The sequence below is a fragment of the Streptomyces sp. NPDC047042 genome (genome assembly GCF_040644035.1).
Lineage (GTDB): Bacteria > Actinomycetota > Actinomycetes > Streptomycetales > Streptomycetaceae > Streptomyces.
The window spans coordinates 1-19,139 of record NZ_JBEYVP010000053.1; the positions used below are offsets into that span (position 1 = coordinate 1).

Here is a 19,139-nt window from a genome sequence, read left to right on the forward strand (position 1 = left end):
GTTGATAGGCCAGATCTGGAAGCCCGGTAACGGGTGGAGGTGACTGGTACTAATAGGCCGAGGGCTTGTCCTCAGTTGCTCGCGTCCACTGTGTTAGTTCTGAGACAACGACCGTTGTCGGCTTTTGAGCAGAACATCCAACTGAAGAGTGTGCTTGTTCGCTCGAAACCAATAGGGTTTCGGTGGCCATAGCGTGAGGGAAACGCCCGGTTACATTCCGAACCCGGAAGCTAAGCCTTTCAGCGCCGATGGTACTGCAGGGGGGACCCTGTGGGAGAGTAGGACGCCGCCGAACAATCTTTGGAGGACCCCTGGTCCCAGCGTTCACGCTGGGACCAGGGGTCCTTTTTCGTTTTAAAATAGCTTGCGGTACCGAAGACAGGAGTCACCCATCATGTCCACCAACTCTCCCGACGAGCGCCCGGAGCGCGACCAGCGCCGCCGGGACAGTGGTGACCGCGGCGACCGTGGCGGCTACCGAGGTGGTCCGCGACGCGACAACGATCGTCGTGACAACGACCGTGGTGGTTTCGACCGCGGTGCGCGACCGACGACGGGTGGGTACGGCCGCCGCGACGACCGGCCGGCAGGGCCGCGCCGTGACGACCGAGGCGAGCGGCCCAGTGGTGGCGGCGGCTTCCGGCGGGACGACAGCCGGGGCCGCGACGACAACCGGGGTGAGCGCGGCGGCTTTGCGCGCCGCGATGACCGTCGCGACGGCGATCGCGGGGCTCGTCCCGCTTTCCGACGTGACGAGCGTTCGGACCGCCCGGACCGTCCGTCGGGGCCCCGGCGTGACGACCGAGGCGACCGTGGTGGTTTCCGGCGGGACGACAACCGTGGTGGTGACCGCGGTGGCTTCGTTCGTCGGGACGACCGGCGTGATGACCGCAGGGACGACCGGCGTGACGATCGCCGTGAGGGTGAGCGTTCCGGTTTCCGTCGGGATGATGATCGCGGTGGGTTCCGTGGGCGGAGTGACGACCGTGGGGATCGTGGCGGGTTTGTCCGGCGTGACGATCGTCGGGACGATCGCGGCGGTGACCGTGGTGGCCGTCCGGCCGGTGGTGGGTTCCGGCGTGATGACGATCGTGGTGGCCGTCCCGCCGGTGGTGGGTTCCGGCGTGATGACGACCGTGGTGGGCGCCCCGCCGGCGGTGGGTTCCGCGGGCGTGACGACCGCAGGGACGACCGGCGTGATGACCGACGTGAGGGTGAGCGTTCCGGTTTCCGTCGGGATGATGATCGCGGTGGGTTCCGTGGGCGGAGTGACGACCGTGGGGATCGTGGCGGGTTCGTCCGGCGTGACGATCGCCGCGACGACCGCGGCGGTGACCGTGGTGGCCGTCCGGCTGGCGGTGGGTTCCGGCGTGACGACGACCGTGGTGGCCGTCCCGCCGGCGGTGGGTTCCGCCGTGACGACGACCGTGGTGGGCGCCCCGCCGGCGGTGGGTTCCGCGGGCGTGACGACCGTGGTGACCGCGGTGGTTTCCGGCGTGAGGACGACCGTCGGGACAGTGACCGTGGCGGGTTCCGTCGCGACGACAACCGTGGTGAGCGTTCTGGGTTTGTGCGGCGGGACGACGATCGCGGTGGGTTCCGTGGACGGAGCGACGACCGGGGTGGCCGTCCGTCCGGCGGGGGCTACCGTGGGCGTGACGACCGTGGAGGTCGGCCCAGCGGTGGTGGCGGCGGTTTCCGGGGGCGTGATGACCGCCGGGACGACCGCCGCGACGGTGGGCGGTTCCGTGACGAGCGTGACCGGGACCGGGAGCCGATCAAGCGGCTGCCGATCGCCGAGGACGTCACGGGCGAGGAGATCGACAAGGACGTACGCCAGGAGCTGATGAGCCTGCCCAAGGGGCTGGCCGAGGAGGTCTCCAAGAACCTGGTGATGGTCGCCCGGCTCATCGACGAGGACCCCGAGAGTGCCTATGGGTATTCGCGGGTGGCTCTGCGGCTGGCTTCGCGCGTGGCCGCCGTACGGGAGGCGGCCGGGTTCGCCGCGTACGCGAACCAGAAGTACAGCGAGGCGCTGGCCGAGTTCCGTGCGGCTCGGCGGATGACGGGGAACGTCGAGCTGTGGCCCGTCATGGCCGACTGCGAGCGTGGGCTCGGGCGGCCCGAGAAGGCGCTCGACATGGCCGGGGCGCCCGAGGTGCACAAGCTGGACAAGGCCGGTCAGGTCGAGATGCGGCTCGTCGCGGCCGGTGCCCGGCGTGACATGGATCAGTTGGACGCTGCCATCGTGACCCTGCAGAGCCCCGAGCTGGCCTCCAACTCCGTGCAGCCGTGGACCGCGCGACTGCGGTACGCGTACGCCGACGCCCTGTTGGCGGCCGGGCGTGAGGACGAGGCGCGGGAGTGGTTCGCCAAGGCCGTCGAGTCCGACAAGGACGGCAGCACGGACGCCTCGGACCGGCTCGCCGAGCTGGACGGCGTGGAGTTCCTCGACGCGTTCGACGACAGCGAGAGCGACAGCGACGACGATGCCGACGAGGACCAGGACCAGGACCAGGACCGGGGTGTCGGGTCTGTGGTGAGCGACGGCGGCGAAGTTGTCGCGGCTGCCGCTGAATCGGCGGACACCGTCGCCGCCGACGACGACAGCGCCGAGGACGAGCAGCGCTGATCTGCGGCACTAGGTGAAGGGCGGGATCCCGGTCAGGGGTCCCGCCCTTCCGCGTTTCAGTGCGCCAAGGTGCGCAGGACCAGGCCCGAGGCCGGTTTGGGGCCGAAGGACGTCGACTTGCGGGGCATCGTGACGCCCTGGCGCGCCAGGTCCCGTACGACCTCCTCGCGGACCGGGTGCATCAGGACTGCCGTACCGCCGTCCTGTTCCGCCTTCTCCACGGTGGCCGCTGTGTCGTGGATGTACGCGATGCGTGCCGGTGAGTCCTCGGGGATGTGCCAGATGTGGGCGAGGAGCGTCGCGTGCAGGACCGTCGCGTCCAGGGTGCGCCAGGCCTGCGGGCGGTCGGCCGGGATCGTACGGGCCAGGAGGGCCTCGTCCGGGCGGTCCACCAGGTGGAAGGCGCCGTCGCCGGCGAGGAGGAAGGCGTTGCCCGTGGTGGCCGCCTCCGCGAGGGCGGTGAGCGCGTCGGGGAGGGGAGCCGAGAGGTGACGTACCCGGAAGTGGCCTTCCAGGGCCGTCAGGGCGTCGGAGACCGGGAGGTCGGGCAGGAGGCGGTGGATCGCGCGGACGCGCAGGGGGTAGCGGGCGGTGTCCACGAGGAGTACCAGACCGTGGTCCCAGGGGCTGGGGGAGGGGTGCTCCGCGCGTAGACGCAGATACGTCGCCCAGCGGTGGTGGCCGTCGGCGATGAGGGCCTGGTGATGTGCCAGATCTGTCTGGATCCCGGCCAGTTCGGCGGGGTCGGTGATGGCCCAGAGACGGTGGCTGTAACCGTCCTCCGTGGTCGTCGAGAGCAACGGGGGTTGGTCGGCCGTCCGTTCGATCAGCGTGCTGGTCGCGTGGGGCGCCGGGGCGGAGGAGTTGTCGCTCCGGTAGGTCAGGAGGAGGGGTTCCAGGTTCGCGTAGGTGGCGCGCATCAGGGCCGCGCGTTCCGCCACGACGTGCGGCATGACGTCCTCGTGGGGCAGGATGACGCGCTCCGAGGGCTCCGACAGGCGCAGGGCGCCGATGACCCCGCGCTGGAGGTGGCCGGTCGTGTCGCGCTGCTCGTAGACGTACAGGGCGGGTTCGGGGTCGGTGGTCAGGATGCCTTCGGCCAGCCAGTCGTCCAGGGTGTCGGCGGCCTGTTCGTTGCGGATGGACGGGGTCGCCGCCTGGGGGAGGATCAGCCGGACGATGTTGTGCGGGTCGGCCGATTCGAGGTGTATCAGGCCGTCCGGGCGCACGATGACGTCGTACGGCGGGGAGGTCACGGCGGCCAGGCTGCCGACCCGGTCGGGGTCGTAGCGCAGGCCCCGGAAAGGGGTCAGTTGAAGGCCCATGCGAGCCGGTACGTCCGCGGGACCTGCAGTGTTCATTGGTGCATCGTAGGGCTGTCAGTGCCATGGGGGATGATCGGGGGAAAGCCGGTCGAACGAGGAGCGATGCACAATGAGCCAGACCGTCAGGACGCGGCCCGAGGGCAGTGCGCGGGCCCTCAGCGAGGCGTACGACACGGCGCTGCTCGACCTCGACGGGGTGGTGTACGCGGGGGGCAGCGCGATCGTGCACGCCGTCGAGTCGCTCGGAGTCGCGCGGGACGGTGGGATGCGGCTCGCCTATGTCACCAACAACGCGCTGCGTACCCCGGACGCGGTGGCGGGCCACCTGACCGAGCTGGGCATAGCGACCGAGGGCTCCGATGTCATCACCTCGGCGCAGGCCGTGGCCCGGCTGATCGCCGACCAGGTGCCGGCGGGGGCGCGGGTGCTGGTGATCGGCGGCGAGGGGCTCAGGGTCGCGCTGTGCGAGCGCGGGCTCGAGCCCGTCGACTCGGCCGAGGACGAGCCGGTGGCGGTCGTGCAGGGGTACGGCGGGCCCGAGTTGCCCTGGGGCCGGTTCGCCGAGGCGTGCTACGCCATCGCGCGCGGGGTGCCCTGGTTCGCGTCCAACACCGATCTGACGATTCCCAGCGGGCGTGGGATCGCGCCGGGCAACGGGGCAGCGGTGGAGGTCGTGCGCATCGCGACCGGGGCCGAACCGCAGGTGGCGGGCAAGCCGTTGCCGCCGATGCACAGGGAGACCGTGCTGAGGACCGGTGCGAAGCGGCCCCTGGTCGTCGGGGACCGGCTGGACACGGACATCGAGGGCGCGTTCAACGGGGACGTCGACTCGCTGCTGGTGCTGACCGGCGTGGCGGACGGCGCGCAGCTGCTGGCCGCGCCGCCGCAGCACCGGCCCACCTATGTCGACGCCGACCTGCGGGGGCTGCTGACCGGGCAGCCGGAGGTGACGGAGACGGACGGGGGCGGCGGATTCCGGTGCGGGGGATGGACGGCCACGGCGGGGGAGGAGCGGCTGGAGCTGACCGGGGACGGGGAGGCCCTCGACGGGCTTCGCGCGCTGTGCGCGGCGGCCTGGACGGCCGCGGGAGACGGCGTGTGCACGCTGGACGGGGGGAAAGCGCTGGCGCGGCTCGGGTTGTGAGGGCTTCGACGCGTCGAAGGGTCAACGTGGCCTGTGTCGGAGGCGCTCGCGGGGCGCTCGCGGGGCAGGGACTGAGACGTTAGAGAGGGTAGGCTAACCTAACTTCGTGATCGTCGACAGTCCTCCCGAGCAGCGCGCGCAGACCGCTCCCGCGCCCCCCAAGCGGCAGGCGATACGGGCCCTGGGGCTCCTCGTCTCCGTGGGAATCCTGCTTCTCGTCGCCCTCGCGAGCATCGCGATCGGCGCGAAGGGGCTGTCCCTCGAACAGGTCTGGCACGGCCTGTTCCAGGACTCGGGGACCTACGGCGACGTCGTCGTGGGCGAGCGCGTCTCGCGTACCCTTCTCGGTCTGCTCGCCGGTGCCGCGCTCGGGCTGTCCGGAGCCGTGCTCCAGGCGCTGACGCGCAACCCGCTGGCCGATCCAGGGCTGCTCGGCATCAACGCGGGCGCCTCGGCCGCCGTGGTCACCGCCATCACCTTCCTCGGCGTCACCTCGCTGAGCGGCTATGTGTGGTTCGCCTTTCTCGGGGCCGCCGCTGTCGGGGCGCTGGTCTGGTTCCTCGGGGGCAGCCGGGGTGCCACGCCCGTGCGGCTCGCGCTCGCGGGCACCGCGATCAGCGCCGCGCTGTACGGCTATCTCCAGGCCGTGATGATCACGGACGACGCCGCGCTGAGCAGAATGCGTTTCTGGACGGTCGGTTCCCTGGCCTCGGCGACCGACGACACCATCAGCCAGGTCCTGCCGTTCATCGTGGTCGGCAGCGTTCTCGCGCTGCTGCTCGCCCGGCCGCTCAACGCCGTGGCGATGGGCGACGACACCGCCCGCGCCCTCGGTGCCGACCTGAACCGCACCCGGGCGCTGTCCATGGCCGCCGCGACCGTGCTGTGCGGTGCCGCGACCGCCGCCTGCGGCCCGATCGTCTTCGTCGGCCTGATGGTCCCGCACGTCGTACGGTCCTTCACCGGACCCGACCTGCGCTGGATCCTGCCGTACGCGACCGTCCTCTCGCCCGTGCTGCTGCTCGGTGCCGACGTCATCGGGCGGGTCGTCGCCCGTCCGGCGGAACTCCAGGTCGGCATCGTCACCGCGGTCATCGGCGGCCCGGTCTTCATTCTTCTCGTACGACGGCGGAGGACGGCCCAGCTGTGAAGAGCAACCTTGTCCGGCCCGCCCGGCGGGTCGCCGGCACAGGCCGTGTCGTACGGACCCCGGGCGGGCTCTCCCTCCGGCTGGACGTGCGGGCGCTGGTCGTCGTCGTGGCGCTGCTGCTGGCAGCGCTCACCGCGAGCGTGCTGCTGGTCGGTACCGGGGACTTCCCGATCCCGGCCGGGGATGTGATCAAGACCCTGCTGGGGGACGGAAACACCGGCCAGGAGTTCGTCGTCAGCCAGTTGCGGCTGCCCCGGGTGCTGGTCGGGCTGCTGGTCGGGGCCTCGCTCGGGTTGGGCGGCGCGCTGTTCCAGGCCATCTCCCGCAATCCGCTGGGCAGTCCGGACGTACTCGGCCTCAGTCAGGGCTCGACGGCCGGTGCGCTGGTCGTGATCGTGCTGTTCTCCGGGAGCGCCGCCCAGGTCACCGCGGGGGCGCTCGTGGGCGGGCTGGTGACCGGGCTCGCCATCTATCTGCTGGCGTGGAAGCGGGGCGTGCACGGCTACCGGCTCGTGCTCGTCGGCATCGGGGTCTCCGCGCTCGTCACGGCCGTCAACGGTTACCTGATCACCAGGGCGGACCTCGTCGACGCGGCCCGTGCGGTCGTGTGGATGACCGGTTCCCTCAACGGGCGGGGCTGGGACCAGGTGCGGCCGCTGGTGTGGCTGTGCGCCGTCCTCGTACCGGTCGTGCTCACCAACGCGCGCGGGCTGCGGATGACGGAGATGGGCGACGACGTGTCGTACGCCCTCGGGGTGCGCGTCGAGCGCGTACGGCTGGTGCTGATGCTGGCCGCCGTGCTGCTCACCGCGGCTGCCACGGCCGCCGCCGGTCCCGTGGGCTTCGTCGCGCTGACCGCGCCGCAGCTCGCCCGGCGCCTGACCCGCTCGCCCGGGCCGAACCTGGTGCCGTCCATGTGTATGGGCGCCACCCTGCTGGTCGTGGCCGACTGGGCCTCGCAGCGTCTCTTCGGCGCGGATCAGCTGCCCGTGGGGGTGGTGACCGGTGTGCTCGGCGGGGTGTATCTGCTGTGGCTGCTGGTCACCGAGCGGAAGGCCGGCCGGATATGAGCGGCCCGGACAACACGCCTGCCGTGCGCGGCCCAGTGAACCAGAACGTCGAGAAGGGCACCCAGACCGTGAACCGTCTGTCCGCCGAGGGTGTCACCCTCGCCTACGACCAGCGTGTGATCGCCGAGCGGTTGTCGGTGGAGATACCCGACAACTCCTTCACGGTCATCGTCGGCCCCAACGCCTGCGGCAAGTCCACGCTGCTGCGGGCCCTGTCGCGGATGCTGAGGCCGAGCGAGGGCCGGGTGCTGCTCGACGGGCAGGTCATCCAGTCGATGCCCGCGAAGAAGGTCGCGCGGACACTCGGGCTGCTGCCGCAGTCGTCGATCGCGCCCGACGGGATCACCGTCGCCGACCTGGTGGGCCGCGGCCGCTACCCGCACCAGGGCATCCTGCGCCAGTGGTCCACCGAGGACGAGCGGGTCGTCCAGGAGTCCATGCGGCGGACCGGAGTCGCGGAACTCGCCGACCGCTACGTCGACGAACTCTCCGGCGGCCAGCGCCAGCGCGTGTGGATCGCGATGGCGCTCGCCCAGCAGACACCGCTGCTGCTGCTCGACGAGCCGACGACCTACCTCGACATCCAGCACCAGATCGACGTCCTCGACCTCTGTGCCGAGCTGCACGAGGAGCAGGGGCGGACCCTGGTCGCCGTTCTGCACGACCTCAACCACGCGGCCCGGTACGCCACGCATCTCATCGCACTGCGCGGGGGCGAGGCCATCGCCGAGGGGGCGCCGGGCGACATCGTCACGGCCGGGCTCGTCGAAGAGGTGTTCGGGCTGCGCTGCCAGGTCATCGACGATCCGGAGACCGGGACGCCGCTGGTGGTGCCGGCCGCGCGCAAGGCCCGTACACAGGTCGCTACAGGAGTTTCCTGAGGCGGAACAAATCCTTCAGGCCCGCCTCCAGTCTCACCCGGCCCGAGCCCCACGCCTTCGCGAAGTTCAGCTCGCCGGAGACCAGCGCCAGCAAGTCGTCGCCGGACATGGTGAGCCGGATCTCGGCCTTCTCCCGGGGTGGGCCCTGGAGGGTGTCCTGCACCTCGATCCGGCCGCCCTTCAGCCGTCCTACGAAGGTCACGTCCAGATCGGTGATACGGCAGCTCAGCGAACGGTCCAGGGCCGCCGCCTCGCGTACGTCCCCGCTCGCGCCCGCCATGTTGTCCGAGAGCCTGTCGAGTGCGCTGCGGCACTCCTCAATCGTCGCCATCGGGCACGACGGTACCTCAGCCGTTCGCGGTAGCGTCAGGGCATGAACGACTCAGTGCCCCCGGCCGAGGGCCCGGAGGAAGATCCTGTTCCGGTTTCGGCTCCGGACCTGGTTCCGGAAGCCGTCCCGGAGACGGCCGTCGAATCCGGCACCGACGCGTCCGACACCGACACCGACCCCGCCGCCCCGGCCCCGCTGGGCATCCCCCGCGCCGCCACCGGTAACGCGGACGTCGACGCACAGCTCGAGCGGCTCGGTGACGCCGACCACCTCGCCACGGACGGACATGTGGAGGTGTACGAGGATGTACACCGGGTGCTGCGCGACGCGCTCACCGCGCTCGACGCCCGTCCGGGACCTCCGGCGCCCCCGACGACGTACGACCCCAGGAGCTGAACCGAACGTGGCAGGAGTGGCACGCCGCCGTCTTGACGCCGAGCTGGTGCGGCGGAAGCTCGCCCGCTCGCGCGAGCACGCGAGCCAGCTGATCGCCGCCGGGCGGGTCACCGTCGGCAAGACGGTCGCGACCAAGCCCGCCACCCAGGTGGAGACCGCCGCCGCGATCGTCGTCGTGAGCGACGACAGCGATCCCGAGTACGTGTCCCGGGGCGGCCACAAGCTCGCGGGCGCACTCGAGGTCTTCGTACCGCAGGGGCTGAAGGTCGGCGGCCGGCGGGCGCTGGACGCCGGCGCGTCCACCGGCGGTTTCACCGACGTACTGCTGCGCGCCGGCGTAGCACATGTCGTCGCCGTCGACGTGGGGTACGGACAACTCGCGTGGTCTCTTCAGAGCGATGAACGCGTCACCGTCAAAGACCGTACGAACGTACGCGAGTTGACGCTCGAAGCGATCGATGGGGAACCAGTGGATCTTGTCGTGGGGGATCTGTCCTTCATCCCGCTCGGTCTCGTGCTGCCCGCCCTTGCGCGGTGCGCGGCACCCGATGCCGACCTGGTGATGATGGTCAAACCACAGTTCGAGGTGGGGAAGGAACGACTGGGCAGTGGAGGAGTCGTACGCAGTCCCGAACTGCGTGCCGAGGCGGTGCGCGGAGTCGCCGCCAGGGCGGGGGAACTGGGGCTCGGGGTGCAGGGCGTGACCGCCAGCCCGCTGCCCGGGCCCTCGGGGAATGTCGAGTACTTTCTGTGGCTGCGGGCCGGCGCACCCGAACTCAACCCGGCCGATGTTGACCGTGCAGTGGCGGAGGGGCCTCGTTGACTACGACCCGAGATCGTACTGTTTTCCTGCTCGCCCACACCGGGCGGCCGGCCGCGATCAGAAGCGCCGAGCTCGTGGTCCAGGGGCTGGTGCACTCCGGACTCGGGGTGCGGGTGCTCGCGGCGGAGGCGGCGAACCTGCCGTTGCCGCCGGAGGTGGAGCTGATCGAGGAGGCCACCGCGCAGTGCCTCGACGGCTGCGAGCTGCTCATCGTGCTGGGCGGTGACGGGACGCTGCTGCGCGGCGCCGAGTTCGCCCGGGCGTCCGGGGTGCCGATGCTCGGCGTCAACCTCGGCAGCGTCGGCTTCCTCGCGGAGGCCGAGCGCGACGACCTCGACAAGGTGGTCGACCGGGTGGTGACGAAGGCGTACGAGGTCGAGGAACGGATGACCATTGACGTCGTCGTCCACCAGAACGGCAACATCGTGCACACCGACTGGGCGCTGAATGAGGCGGCCGTGCAGAAGGTGTCGGCGGAGAAGCTGCTCGAGGTTGTTCTGGAGATCGACGGGCGGCCTGTTACCGGGTTCGGGTGTGACGGGATCTGTCTGTCGACGCCCACCGGGTCGACCGCGTACGCCTTCTCGGCAGGTGGGCCTGTGGTGTGGCCCGAGGTGGAGGCGTTGTTGATGGTGCCGATCAGTGCGCATGCGTTGTTCGCGAAGCCGTTGGTGACGTCGCCGGATTCTGTGCTGGCTGTGGAGGTTCTGCCTCATATTCCGCCGGGTGTTCTTTGGTGTGACGGGCGGCGGACTGTGGAGTTGCCTCCGGGGGCTCGGGTGGAGGTTCGGCGGGGGGCTGTGCCGGTTCGGTTGGCTCGGTTGCATCATGCGTCGTTCACTGATCGGCTTGTCGCCAAGTTCGCGTTGCCTGTTTCCGGGTGGCGGGGGGCTCCTCACTGACGCGGTTTGTGGGGGGTGGCTTGGATTCGTTGGCGGGTGCGGGTGCGCTGTGGTTGTTCGCGCAGTTCCCCGCGCCCCTTGGGTGGGTCCACCCCCCTGGGTGACAAGGGCGGGTCGCACTTTGAGTGGCTGACCTCGTATGGTCGTCCTCGTGTTGGAGGAGATGCGGATACGGTCGCTCGGCGTCATCGACGATGCGGTCGTCGAGTTGTCGCCCGGCTTTACCGCCGTGACCGGTGAGACCGGTGCGGGTAAGACCATGGTCGTGACCAGCCTCGGGCTGCTGCTCGGTGGGCGGGCCGATGCGGCCTTGGTGCGGATCGGGGCCAGGAACGCGGTCGTGGAGGGGCGGATCACCGTGCCTCCGGGCGGGTCGGCCGTCGTACGGGCCGAGGAGGCCGGTGCCGAGCTGGACGACGGGGCGCTGCTGATCAGCCGTACCGTTTCCGCCGAGGGGCGCTCCCGGGCGCACCTGGGCGGGCGGTCCGTGCCGGTCGGGGTGCTCGCCGAGCTCGCCGACGAGCTGGTCGCCGTGCACGGGCAGACCGACCAGCAGGGGCTGCTCAAGCTGTCCCGGCAGCGGGCGGCGCTCGACCGGTACGCGGGGGACGCGGTCGCCGCGCCGCTGACCAAGTACGCGGAGGCGTACCGGCGGCTGCGTGCCGTCGCGGGCGAGTTGGACGAGATCACCACGCGCGCGCGTGAGCGGGCCCAGGAAGCCGACATGCTGCGGTACGGGCTCGACGAGATCGCCGCCGTGGAGCCCCGGGCCGGCGAGGACGCCGAGCTCGCCGAGGAGGCCGAGCGGCTCGGGCACGCGGAGGCGCTGGCCTCGGCCGCGACCGTCGCCCACGCCGCCCTGGCCGGCAACCCCGAGGACCCCGAGGGCATCGACGCGGCCACGCTTGTCGCGGGCGCCCACCGGGCCCTGGAGGCCGTACGGTCGCACGACTCCGCGCTGGCCGCGCTCGCCGACCGGATCGGCGAGGTCGGCATCCTGCTCGGGGACGTCGCCGGGGAGCTGGCGGGGTACGCCGACGACCTGGACGCCGATCCGCTGCGGCTGGCGGCCGTCGAGGAACGGCGGGCGGCGCTCACCGCGCTGACCCGCAAGTACGGCTCCGACGTGGCCGGCGTGCTGGCGTGGGCCGAGAAGGGCGCCGCGCGGCTGCTCGAACTCGACGGTGACGACGAGCGGATCGGTGAGCTGACCGCCGAGCGGGACTCACTGCGCGGCGAACTGAGCGGAATGGCACAGGCGCTGACGGACGCGCGGACGGAGGCGGCCTCGCGGTTCGCGGCCGCCGTGACCGCCGAGCTGGCCTCGCTGGCCATGCCCCACGCGCGCGTGTCGTTCGACATCCGGCAGACCGAGGACCCGGAGGGGGTCGAGGTCGACGGCCGTACCGTCGCCTACGGGCCCTCCGGCGCCGACGAGGTCGAACTGCTGCTCGCCCCGCATCCGGGGGCGCCCGCCCGGCCCATCGCCAAGGGCGCGTCCGGCGGTGAGCTGTCCCGGGTGATGCTGGCCGTGGAGGTCGTGTTCGCCGGGACCGATCCGGTACCCACCTATCTGTTCGACGAGGTCGACGCGGGGGTGGGCGGCAAGGCGGCCGTGGAGATCGGGCGGCGGCTGGCGAAGCTGGCGAAGAGCGCGCAGGTCGTCGTCGTGACGCACCTGCCGCAGGTCGCCGCGTTCGCCGACCGGCAGCTGCTGGTGGAGAAGACCAACGACGGGTCGGTGACCCGGTCGGGCGTCAAGGTGCTGGAGGGCGAGGAGCGGGTACGGGAGCTGTCGCGGATGCTGGCCGGGCAGGAGGACTCGGAGACGGCGCGGGCCCACGCGGAGGAGTTGCTGGCGGCGGCCAGGGCGGACGGCTGACGTTCGAACAGCTGACGGTTAGTGGGGTCTCTCTCACCCGAGTGAGTGACCCGCCCCACCCTTCCGTGGTTCGGAACACCCGTACGTACTGGCATCCTTGAAGGAGCACGGAAAACCCCCGTACCCGGAGGAAGCCGCGCGGTACACCCCTTCCGCCCAAACCTTCTGTACGTTTCGTCCGTGCCCTTCCTTCGTGACCGCCCGACGCCGAACCAGGAGCCTCTGGCCACGTGACCAGCCACTCACCGCACGGTCAGTCATCGCTGCGCACCGTGCAGGTGCTCGGCGGCGGCAACGCCGGCAGCAGCGCACATGTGCGTTCGCTGGCCGCGGGGCTCGTGGCGAGAGGCGTGCGGGTCATCGTGTGCGCCCCCACCGACGCCGACATCGCCTACGACTTCTCCGGCGCCGGTGCCGAACACGTGCCCATTCCGCGCAGCAGCGACCCCGGTTCGGTGGCGGCACTGCGCGCGGCCTGTTCGAACGCCGACCTCGTGCACGCGCACGGGCTGCACGCCTCCTTCCGGGCCGCTCTCGCGCTCAGCGGACGGCGTACCCCGCTCGTCGTCACCTGGCACAACCGCGCCCATGTCGAGGGGCCGCGCGCCCATCTGCTGAGGGTTCTGGAGCGGCGGGTCGTGAAGTCCGCCGCCGTCGTCCTCGGGACCTCCTCCGACCTGGTGGACCGGGCGAGGCGACGCGGGGCCCGCGATGCCCGCCTGTCCGCCGTGGCGCTGCCCGCCCCGTCCGGGGCCCGCGGGCGGGACGAGTCCGACCGGAGCAAGACCCGGGCCGAACTCGGCGCCACGGACCGCCCGTTGCTCATGGCCGTCGGCTCCCTCGACCGGCACCGCGGCTACGACGTCCTGCTGGACTCCGTACGCGCGTGGCGTGGCCTCGATCCCGCGCCGCTCCTCGTGATCGTGGGGGAGGGGCCGCTGCGGGCGGAACTGCAGGGCCGCATCGAGAAGGAGGGCTTGCCGGTACGGCTCATCGGGCACCGTGACGACGTGAGCGAACTGCTCGACGCCGCCGATCTCGCCCTTCTGCCCAGCCGTTGGGAGTCCCGCTCGGTCTTCGCCCAGGAAGCCCTCCACGCGCGCGTGCCGCTGATCGCGGCAGCCGTCGGAGGCGTTCCGGAGCTGGTCGGGGACGCGGCCGAACTCGTCCCCCACGGCGACGCGACGGCGCTCGGCGAGGCCGTGGTGCGGCTTCTCGGGGATCCGGAGCGCCGGGACCACCTCCGGGAGCGGGGCGTGCGGCAGATCGGCACCTGGCCCACCGAGGACGAGACGGTTGCCCAAGTGCTCAGTGTGTACGACGAGTTCACCCAACTGCGGCCCCTGAGCTGAAAACCTGGACCTGAAGACCTGCACCTGCGGAGCTGGACCGGTTCAGCTCACGTGTCTGCGGGCCCGTAGCGCCAGGCTCAGCGCCAGTACCGTCTGCGGGTCGTCCAGGTCCGTGCCCAGCAACTCCCCGATCCTCGCGAGGCGGTTGTAGAGCGTCTGGCGGTTGAGGTGGAGTTCGCGGGCCGTCTCCGCCTTGCGGCCGGCGTGTGCCAGATAGGTCTCCAGGGTGGGCAGCAGCGGCGGCTTGGAGCGGTCGTCGTGGGTGCGCAACGGGCCGATCGCGCGGTCCACGAAGGCCGCCAGGTCCGGCTGGTCGCGCAGCCGCCACAGCAGCAGGTCGATGTCCAGGCGACGGGCGTCGTACCAGGGCCGGTCCGGCAGACCCTGGGCGGCCGTCGCCGTCTCCGCCGCGTGGCGCAGGCCCGCCGAGGCCGCCGCCCAGCCGCCGGCGACGCCGACCACGACGACCGGCGGCTGGGCGCCCGGGCGTTGCATCCCGGCGCGTTCCACCCCCGCCCGCAGTGCCGCCGCCACCCGGTCGGCGACCGCCGGGCGCTCCGCCTCCGTACGCAGGCCCACCAGCAGCGGCACCCGCCCCTCGACCGGCCGTACGCCCAGCAGCACCGGCACGCCCACCGATGCCAGCTCCTCCGCGACCGCACGCGCCAGCACCGCCCAGCCGCCCCCCGGCGACAACGTGTCGCCGAGCCGCATCACCACCGGGAGCAGCGGCCCGGCGCCGGGCTTGAAGCCGAGGACGCGGGCCTGCGCGGGCGCGGCCTCCGCGTCGATCCGGCCCTCGGCGAGGTCGGTGAGGAAGTCGCCGCGCCCGCGCGCCGCCAGCTCCTCCTCCTGGCGGGCCTGCATCAGGACGACGGCCAGAATCCCCGCGGCCCGCTCGGCGGCGATGCGGTGGACGGGGGCGAGCGGTTCTAGGACGGGCAGCAGCACCAGACGGGCGCGGACCGACCCGGTGCCGGGCCCGCCCCCGGGGACGTCGACGAGCACGGAACCGGCGGGCGGCGGCGCGTCCTTCTGCTGGGCGCGCAGGCCCTCCCACACCTGGAGCGGATCGGTTCCCTCGGGGCCGGCCCCGGCCGCGTACAGGAGCTGACCGTCCGTCGTCTCCAGGAACACCGGGTTGCCGCCGAAGGCGGCCAGGATGCCGAGGACCTGCGGGATACCGCCGCCGCCGAGCAGGGCCTCCGTGCAACGCCGGTGGACCTCCTCGGCCCGCTGGAGCAGCGCGTAGTGGCCGTTGACGATCTCGGTGTGGATCTCCTCGGTGACGGCCACGAAGGGCACCTCGCGGTGCAGCTGGACCAGGGGCAGACCGGTCGAACGGGCCGTGTCCACAAGCGCCGCCGGCAGCCGCGTGAAGCGCGGGCCCAGCTCCACGACGAGCGCCGCGATGCCCCGCTCGGCGAGCGTACGGACGAACGCGCGCTGCTCGGCGGGGCGGGTGCCGAGCCCGTATCCGGTCGTCAGGAGCAGCTCGCCGCCCTTGAGCAGCGAGGCGATGTGCGGGACCTCGCCCGCGTGCACCCACCGCACACTCCGCCCCAGCCGTTCGCTGCCCGCCAGGATCTCCGGCAGCCCGCTGCGCAGCCCGGGCAGCTCGAGCGCCCGCCGCACCGTGATCCCGGCGCCCTGCGTCTCGAAACGGCTGTCCGCGCGGCTGTCCATGCAGCGGACGCTACCCGCACCTACGTACCGCTGACGACCTGCGCATCAGCGGCACGCGCGGCTCGGCTACGACGGAACGATGTTGTGGTTGAAGCGGAACACGTTGTCAGGGTCGTACTGGCGTTTCACCGACGCCAGTCGGCGTGTGTGCTCGGTGCCCAGGCCCGCGATCACGCGCTCCGCGCCCTCGTCGCCGATGAAGTTGAGGTAGACCGCGCCGGTGCTCCAGGGCTGGACGCGGGTACGGACGTCATGGACCCACTGGACGCAGCGCTCGTCGTCCGCCGGGTCCTCCCAGCAGCCGTAGGGGTGGACAGCCCACCTGGCGTCCCGGTAGGGGACCGGGTACTCGGTCGGGCCGTCGGCGATGGCGCCGCCGAGCGGGAACAGCGCGCTCTGGGTGGCGGTGGGCACGGGGACGGCGTCCCCGAGAGCGCAGAAGACGTCCACGAACTCGTCGGGCGCGCCCGTCAGGTACTCCGCCGACCAGTGGTTCCGCAGGCCGGGCGGGTCGTCGAGCATGCACTGGAAGTCGGCGTACGGGATCGCGGTGACGATCTCCACCTCGTGCGGCAGGGCGAGCAGAGGCTCCGCGAGCTTGCGCATGTCGTCCTCGGCACCCGCGTACGTCAGCAGCGCGCCGCACAGCAGCTGTCCGACCAGGTGTGGCGGGACGAACTCCTCGGGCGGGCCGGTGAGATGGATGACGCCGCCGCTCGCCTCGACCGGGGCGGCCTCGATCACATCGCGGTAGGTACGGGTGACCTCGCGGGCGAACTCCGGGAGGTAGAGCAACAGGGCCACGGAGAACGCGGGCAGCTCGTGCAGCCTCAGGGTGAGCGAGGTCGCGACGCCGAAGTTGCCGCCGCCGCCGTGCAGGGCCCAGAAGAGGTCCGGGTGTTGCTGGGCGCTCGCGTGGACCTCGGTGCCGTCGGCGGTGACCAGGTCGACGCCGATGAGGTTGTCGACGGCGAGTCCGTGCACCCGGTCGAGCCAGCCGCTGCCGCCGCCGAGCACGAAGCCGGCGACGCCGGTCGTGGAGACCCGGCCGCCGGTGGTCGCCAGCCCGTACGGCTGGGTCGCCCGGTCCAGGTGGCTCATCAGGGCGCCGCCCTGGACCCGTACCGACTGCGCCGCCCGGTAGACGGTCACCTCGTGCATCCGGCGCAGGTCGATCACCAGACCGTTGTCGTTCACGCCCATGCCCGCCACGCTGTGGCCGCCGCCGCGCACCGCGATCTTCAGGTCCAGATCACGGGCGAAACGTACGGAACGGGCCACGTCGGCGTCGTCCGCGCATTGCGCGATCACCGCGGGGCGTTTGTCGATCATGGCGTTGAAGACGGTGCGGGCGTCGTCGTAGCCGGGGTCGCCCGGGGCGATGACGTCGCCGGTGAGGTCTTCGCGGAGCGCGGAGAGGGCTGCGCCCGCCGTTGAGGGGGTAGCCATGGCGGCCCCCCTTCCGGTGAGGGGCATGTGTGGCTTCCAGCCTAGGCGCCTCGCCGGGAGGGCGCGTTTCGAGGTGCGGCGCCGTTGTGGCTTGTCGCGCAGTTCCCCGCGCCCCTAGAAATGCGCCGTTGTGGCTTGTCGCGCAGTTCCCCGCGCCCCTGAAAGGCGGCGCGGGTCGCTGGCGTCGGGTTTTAGCCGCCGTAGGCTCCTGAAGCCGTCAGGCGTAGGGCTGTGTCGATGAGGGGGACGTGGCTGAAGGCCTGGGGGAAGTTGCCCACCTGGCGCTTGAGGCGTGGGTCCCACTCCTCGGCGAGCAGGCCCAGGTCGTTGCGGAGCGCGAGGAGCTTCTCGAAGAGCTTGCGGGCCTCGTCGACCCGGCCGATCATCGCCAGGTCGTCCGCCATCCAGAACGAGCAGGCGAGGAACGCGCCCTCGTCGCCGGGGAGGCCGTCGAGGTTCTCGTCGCCCCCCGATGTCGTCGGGTAGCGCAGGATGAAGCCGTCCGAGGTGGACAGTTCGCGCTGGATGGCCTCGATGGTGCCGATGACGCGCTTGTCGTCGGGGGGCAGGAAGCCCATCTGCGGGATCAGCAGCAGGGAGGCGTCCAGCTCCTTCGAGCCGTACGACTGGGTGAAGGTGTTGCGCTCCTTGTCGTAACCCTTCTCACACACGTCCCGGTGGATGTCGTCGCGCAGTTCGCGCCACTGCTCCAGCGGGCCGTCCGCGTCGCCGGACTCGATGAGCTTGATCGTGCGGTCCACCGCGACCCAGGCCATGACCTTGGAGTGCACGAAGTGGCGGCGCGGGCCGCGCACCTCCCAGATGCCCTCGTCGGGCTCGTCCCAGTGCCGCTCGAGGTAGCGGATCAGCTTCAGCTGCAGCAGGGAGGCGTAGTCGTTGCGGGCCAGACCCGTCATATGGGCCAGGTGCAGGGCCTCGGTGACCTCGCCGTACACATCCAGCTGGAGCTGGTGCGCGGCGCCGTTGCCGACCCGGACGGGGCCCGAGTTCTCGTAGCCGGGCAGCCAGTCCAACTCGGCCTCGCCCAGCTCCCGTTCGCCCGCGATACCGTACATGATCTGCAGGTTCTCCGGGTCGCCGGCGACCGCGCGCAGCAGCCACTCGCGCCAGGCGCGGGCCTCGTCTCGGTAGCCGGTGCGCAGCAGGGAGGAGAGGGTGATGGCCGCGTCACGCAGCCAGGTGTAGCGGTAGTCCCAGTTGCGTACGCCGCCGATGTCCTCCGGAAGGGAGGTGGTGGGGGCGGCGACGATGCCGCCGGTCGGCGCGTACGTCAGCGCCTTCAGCGTGATCAGCGAGCGGATCACGGCTTCCCGGTAGGGGCCGTGGTACGTGCACTGCTCGACCCACTCGCGCCAGAACTCCTCGGTGGCCTCGAGGGACTGCTCCGGCTCGGGCAGCGGGGGCGGCTGCTTGTGCGAGGGCTCCCAGGACAGGGTGAACGCGATCCGGTCACCCGGTGCCACCGTGAAGTCGGCGTACGTCGTCAGGGACTTGCCGTACGTCTCGGCGGTGGTGTCGAACCACACCGAGTCGGGGCCCGCGACGGCGACCGTGCGGCCCTCGTGCCGGTGCACCCACGGCACGACACGGCCGTACGAGAACCGCATGCGCAGGGCCGAGCGCATCGGCACCCGGCCGCTGACGCCCTCCACGATGCGGATCAGCTGGGGGGCGCCGTCGCGAGGGGGCATGAAATCGGTCACTCTGACCGTGCCGCGGGGGGTGTCCCACTCGGATTCGAGGATCAGCGAGTCGCCGCGGTAGCGGCGGCGGGCCGCCGCGGGCGGTTTCGCGTCCGTCGCGTGCGCGGGACCGAGGCGCCAGAAGCCGTGCTCCTCGGTGCCGAGCAGTCCCGCGAAGACGGCATGGGAGTCGAAGCGGGGCAGGCACAGCCAGTCGACTGTGCCGTCCCGGCAGACCAGGGCGGCAGTCTGCATGTCTCCGATGAGTGCGTAGTCTTCGATGAGCCCGGCCACGTGCAACTCCAGTCGAACGGCCACGTCGCCCCCATGGAAAAAAGGGGGTCTCGCTCTTGCGGTCAAAGGGTTCGTTGTTCAAGCGTCGTTGAGCGGTGAAGCAAACACCAATCTTTGCT

At 71.5% G+C, this 19,139-nt stretch carries 15 protein-coding genes, 1 rRNA gene and 1 pseudogene; 12 read left to right on the forward strand and 5 right to left on the reverse strand.

Translation table 11 applies throughout. The annotated features are described in order from the left end of the window. The first annotated feature begins 178 nt into the window (after nucleotides 1-178). From rrf to ABZ855_RS42010, 3 genes and pseudogenes are all read left to right on the forward strand, one after another. Nucleotides 179-295 (forward strand): 5S ribosomal RNA (rrf, locus tag ABZ855_RS42000). Nucleotides 296-595: 300 nt separating this feature from the next. After that, nucleotides 596-1,255 (forward strand): annotated as a pseudogene (locus ABZ855_RS42005) (tetratricopeptide repeat protein); the annotation flags it as partial. Nucleotides 1,256-1,846: 591 nt separating this feature from the next. Further along, entirely contained in the window at nucleotides 1,847-2,632 is a 786-nt protein-coding gene (locus tag ABZ855_RS42010) for a hypothetical protein (RefSeq protein WP_360817266.1), read from the forward strand. A 56-nt stretch (nucleotides 2,633-2,688) separates the two neighbouring features. Here the strand turns inward: ABZ855_RS42010 and ABZ855_RS42015 are convergent, their stop codons facing one another. Then, a complete protein-coding gene (locus ABZ855_RS42015; RefSeq protein WP_360817130.1) occupies nucleotides 2,689-3,993 on the reverse strand; it encodes a DUF1015 domain-containing protein in 1,305 nt (434 codons plus the stop codon). Between the two features lie 73 nt (nucleotides 3,994-4,066). Here ABZ855_RS42015 and ABZ855_RS42020 point away from each other — a divergent pair, with 73 nt between their 5' ends. The 4 genes from ABZ855_RS42020 (at nucleotide 4,067) to ABZ855_RS42035 (ending at nucleotide 8,202) form a co-directional block, all read left to right on the forward strand. Then, nucleotides 4,067-5,101, forward strand: coding sequence for an HAD hydrolase-like protein (locus tag ABZ855_RS42020; protein WP_360817132.1), 1,035 nt, complete (start codon nucleotides 4,067-4,069; stop codon nucleotides 5,099-5,101). A 106-nt stretch (nucleotides 5,102-5,207) separates the two neighbouring features. Beyond that, nucleotides 5,208-6,251: an iron chelate uptake ABC transporter family permease subunit gene (locus ABZ855_RS42025; protein ID WP_360817135.1), complete on the forward strand. Its 1,044-nt coding sequence runs from the start codon at nucleotides 5,208-5,210 to the stop codon at nucleotides 6,249-6,251. Then, nucleotides 6,248-7,321: an iron chelate uptake ABC transporter family permease subunit gene (locus ABZ855_RS42030; RefSeq protein ID WP_360817138.1), complete on the forward strand. Its 1,074-nt coding sequence runs from the start codon at nucleotides 6,248-6,250 to the stop codon at nucleotides 7,319-7,321. The genes ABZ855_RS42025 and ABZ855_RS42030 overlap by 4 nt, the downstream gene beginning before the upstream one ends. Before the next feature lie 35 nt (nucleotides 7,322-7,356). Beyond that, nucleotides 7,357-8,202, forward strand: coding sequence for an ABC transporter ATP-binding protein (locus ABZ855_RS42035; RefSeq protein WP_360817269.1), 846 nt, complete (start codon nucleotides 7,357-7,359; stop codon nucleotides 8,200-8,202). On the opposite strand, the gene ABZ855_RS42040 is transcribed toward ABZ855_RS42035, so the two are convergent. Then, nucleotides 8,186-8,533: an SCP2 sterol-binding domain-containing protein gene (locus ABZ855_RS42040; protein ID WP_360817141.1), complete on the reverse strand. Its 348-nt coding sequence runs from the start codon at nucleotides 8,531-8,533 to the stop codon at nucleotides 8,186-8,188. The genes ABZ855_RS42035 and ABZ855_RS42040 overlap by 17 nt on opposite strands. A 42-nt stretch (nucleotides 8,534-8,575) precedes the next feature. Between ABZ855_RS42040 and ABZ855_RS42045 the strand changes: the two genes are divergently transcribed. From ABZ855_RS42045 to ABZ855_RS42065, 5 genes are all read left to right on the forward strand, one after another. Next, nucleotides 8,576-8,929: a hypothetical protein gene (locus tag ABZ855_RS42045; protein WP_360817144.1), complete on the forward strand. Its 354-nt coding sequence runs from the start codon at nucleotides 8,576-8,578 to the stop codon at nucleotides 8,927-8,929. Nucleotides 8,930-8,936: 7 nt separating this feature from the next. Further along, nucleotides 8,937-9,752, forward strand: a complete 816-nt coding sequence (locus tag ABZ855_RS42050) for a TlyA family RNA methyltransferase (protein WP_319207441.1) — start codon at nucleotides 8,937-8,939, stop codon at nucleotides 9,750-9,752. After that, nucleotides 9,749-10,654 carry an NAD kinase gene (locus ABZ855_RS42055; RefSeq protein WP_360817147.1) on the forward strand — a complete coding sequence of 302 codons (906 nt, stop codon included), beginning with the start codon at nucleotides 9,749-9,751 and terminating at the stop codon, nucleotides 10,652-10,654. The genes ABZ855_RS42050 and ABZ855_RS42055 overlap by 4 nt, the downstream gene beginning before the upstream one ends. A 139-nt stretch (nucleotides 10,655-10,793) precedes the next feature. Beyond that, the gene (gene recN / locus ABZ855_RS42060; RefSeq protein WP_360817150.1) at nucleotides 10,794-12,536 is read left to right on the forward strand and encodes a DNA repair protein RecN; all 1,743 of its coding nucleotides are present in this window, start codon (nucleotides 10,794-10,796) and stop codon (nucleotides 12,534-12,536) included. Between the two features lie 230 nt (nucleotides 12,537-12,766). Further along, a complete protein-coding gene (locus ABZ855_RS42065) occupies nucleotides 12,767-13,888 on the forward strand; it encodes a glycosyltransferase family 4 protein (RefSeq protein ID WP_360817153.1) in 1,122 nt (373 codons plus the stop codon). A gap of 42 nt (nucleotides 13,889-13,930) precedes the next feature. Here ABZ855_RS42065 and ABZ855_RS42070 read toward each other — a convergent pair whose 3' ends face one another. The 3 genes from ABZ855_RS42070 to ABZ855_RS42080 form a co-directional block, all read right to left on the reverse strand. Next, nucleotides 13,931-15,574: a PucR family transcriptional regulator gene (locus ABZ855_RS42070; protein ID WP_360817156.1), complete on the reverse strand. Its 1,644-nt coding sequence runs from the start codon at nucleotides 15,572-15,574 to the stop codon at nucleotides 13,931-13,933. Between the two features lie 66 nt (nucleotides 15,575-15,640). Further along, nucleotides 15,641-17,023, reverse strand: a complete 1,383-nt coding sequence (locus tag ABZ855_RS42075; protein ID WP_360817159.1) for an FAD-binding oxidoreductase — start codon at nucleotides 17,021-17,023, stop codon at nucleotides 15,641-15,643. A 191-nt stretch (nucleotides 17,024-17,214) separates the two neighbouring features. Beyond that, nucleotides 17,215-19,020 carry a glycoside hydrolase family 15 protein gene (locus ABZ855_RS42080; protein WP_360817272.1) on the reverse strand — a complete coding sequence of 602 codons (1,806 nt, stop codon included), beginning with the start codon at nucleotides 19,018-19,020 and terminating at the stop codon, nucleotides 17,215-17,217. Nucleotides 19,021-19,139: the final 119 nt, after the last annotated feature.

What these genes read in the sequence shown, in the direction of transcription:
- ABZ855_RS42015 (WP_360817130.1), bottom strand. Translation starts at nt 3,993, where the DNA reads ATGAACACTGCAGGTCCCGCGGACGTACCGGCTCGCATGGGCCTTCAA.
- ABZ855_RS42010 (WP_360817266.1), top strand. Translation starts at nt 1,847, where the DNA reads ATGAGCCTGCCCAAGGGGCTGGCCGAGGAGGTCTCCAAGAACCTGGTG.
- recN (WP_360817150.1), top strand. Translation starts at nt 10,794, where the DNA reads ATGGTCGTCCTCGTGTTGGAGGAGATGCGGATACGGTCGCTCGGCGTC.
- ABZ855_RS42020 (WP_360817132.1), top strand. Translation starts at nt 4,067, where the DNA reads ATGAGCCAGACCGTCAGGACGCGGCCCGAGGGCAGTGCGCGGGCCCTC.
- ABZ855_RS42040 (WP_360817141.1), bottom strand. Translation starts at nt 8,533, where the DNA reads ATGGCGACGATTGAGGAGTGCCGCAGCGCACTCGACAGGCTCTCGGAC.
- ABZ855_RS42075 (WP_360817159.1), bottom strand. Translation starts at nt 17,023, where the DNA reads ATGGCTACCCCCTCAACGGCGGGCGCAGCCCTCTCCGCGCTCCGCGAA.
- ABZ855_RS42070 (WP_360817156.1), bottom strand. Translation starts at nt 15,574, where the DNA reads ATGGACAGCCGCGCGGACAGCCGTTTCGAGACGCAGGGCGCCGGGATC.
- ABZ855_RS42045 (WP_360817144.1), top strand. Translation starts at nt 8,576, where the DNA reads ATGAACGACTCAGTGCCCCCGGCCGAGGGCCCGGAGGAAGATCCTGTT.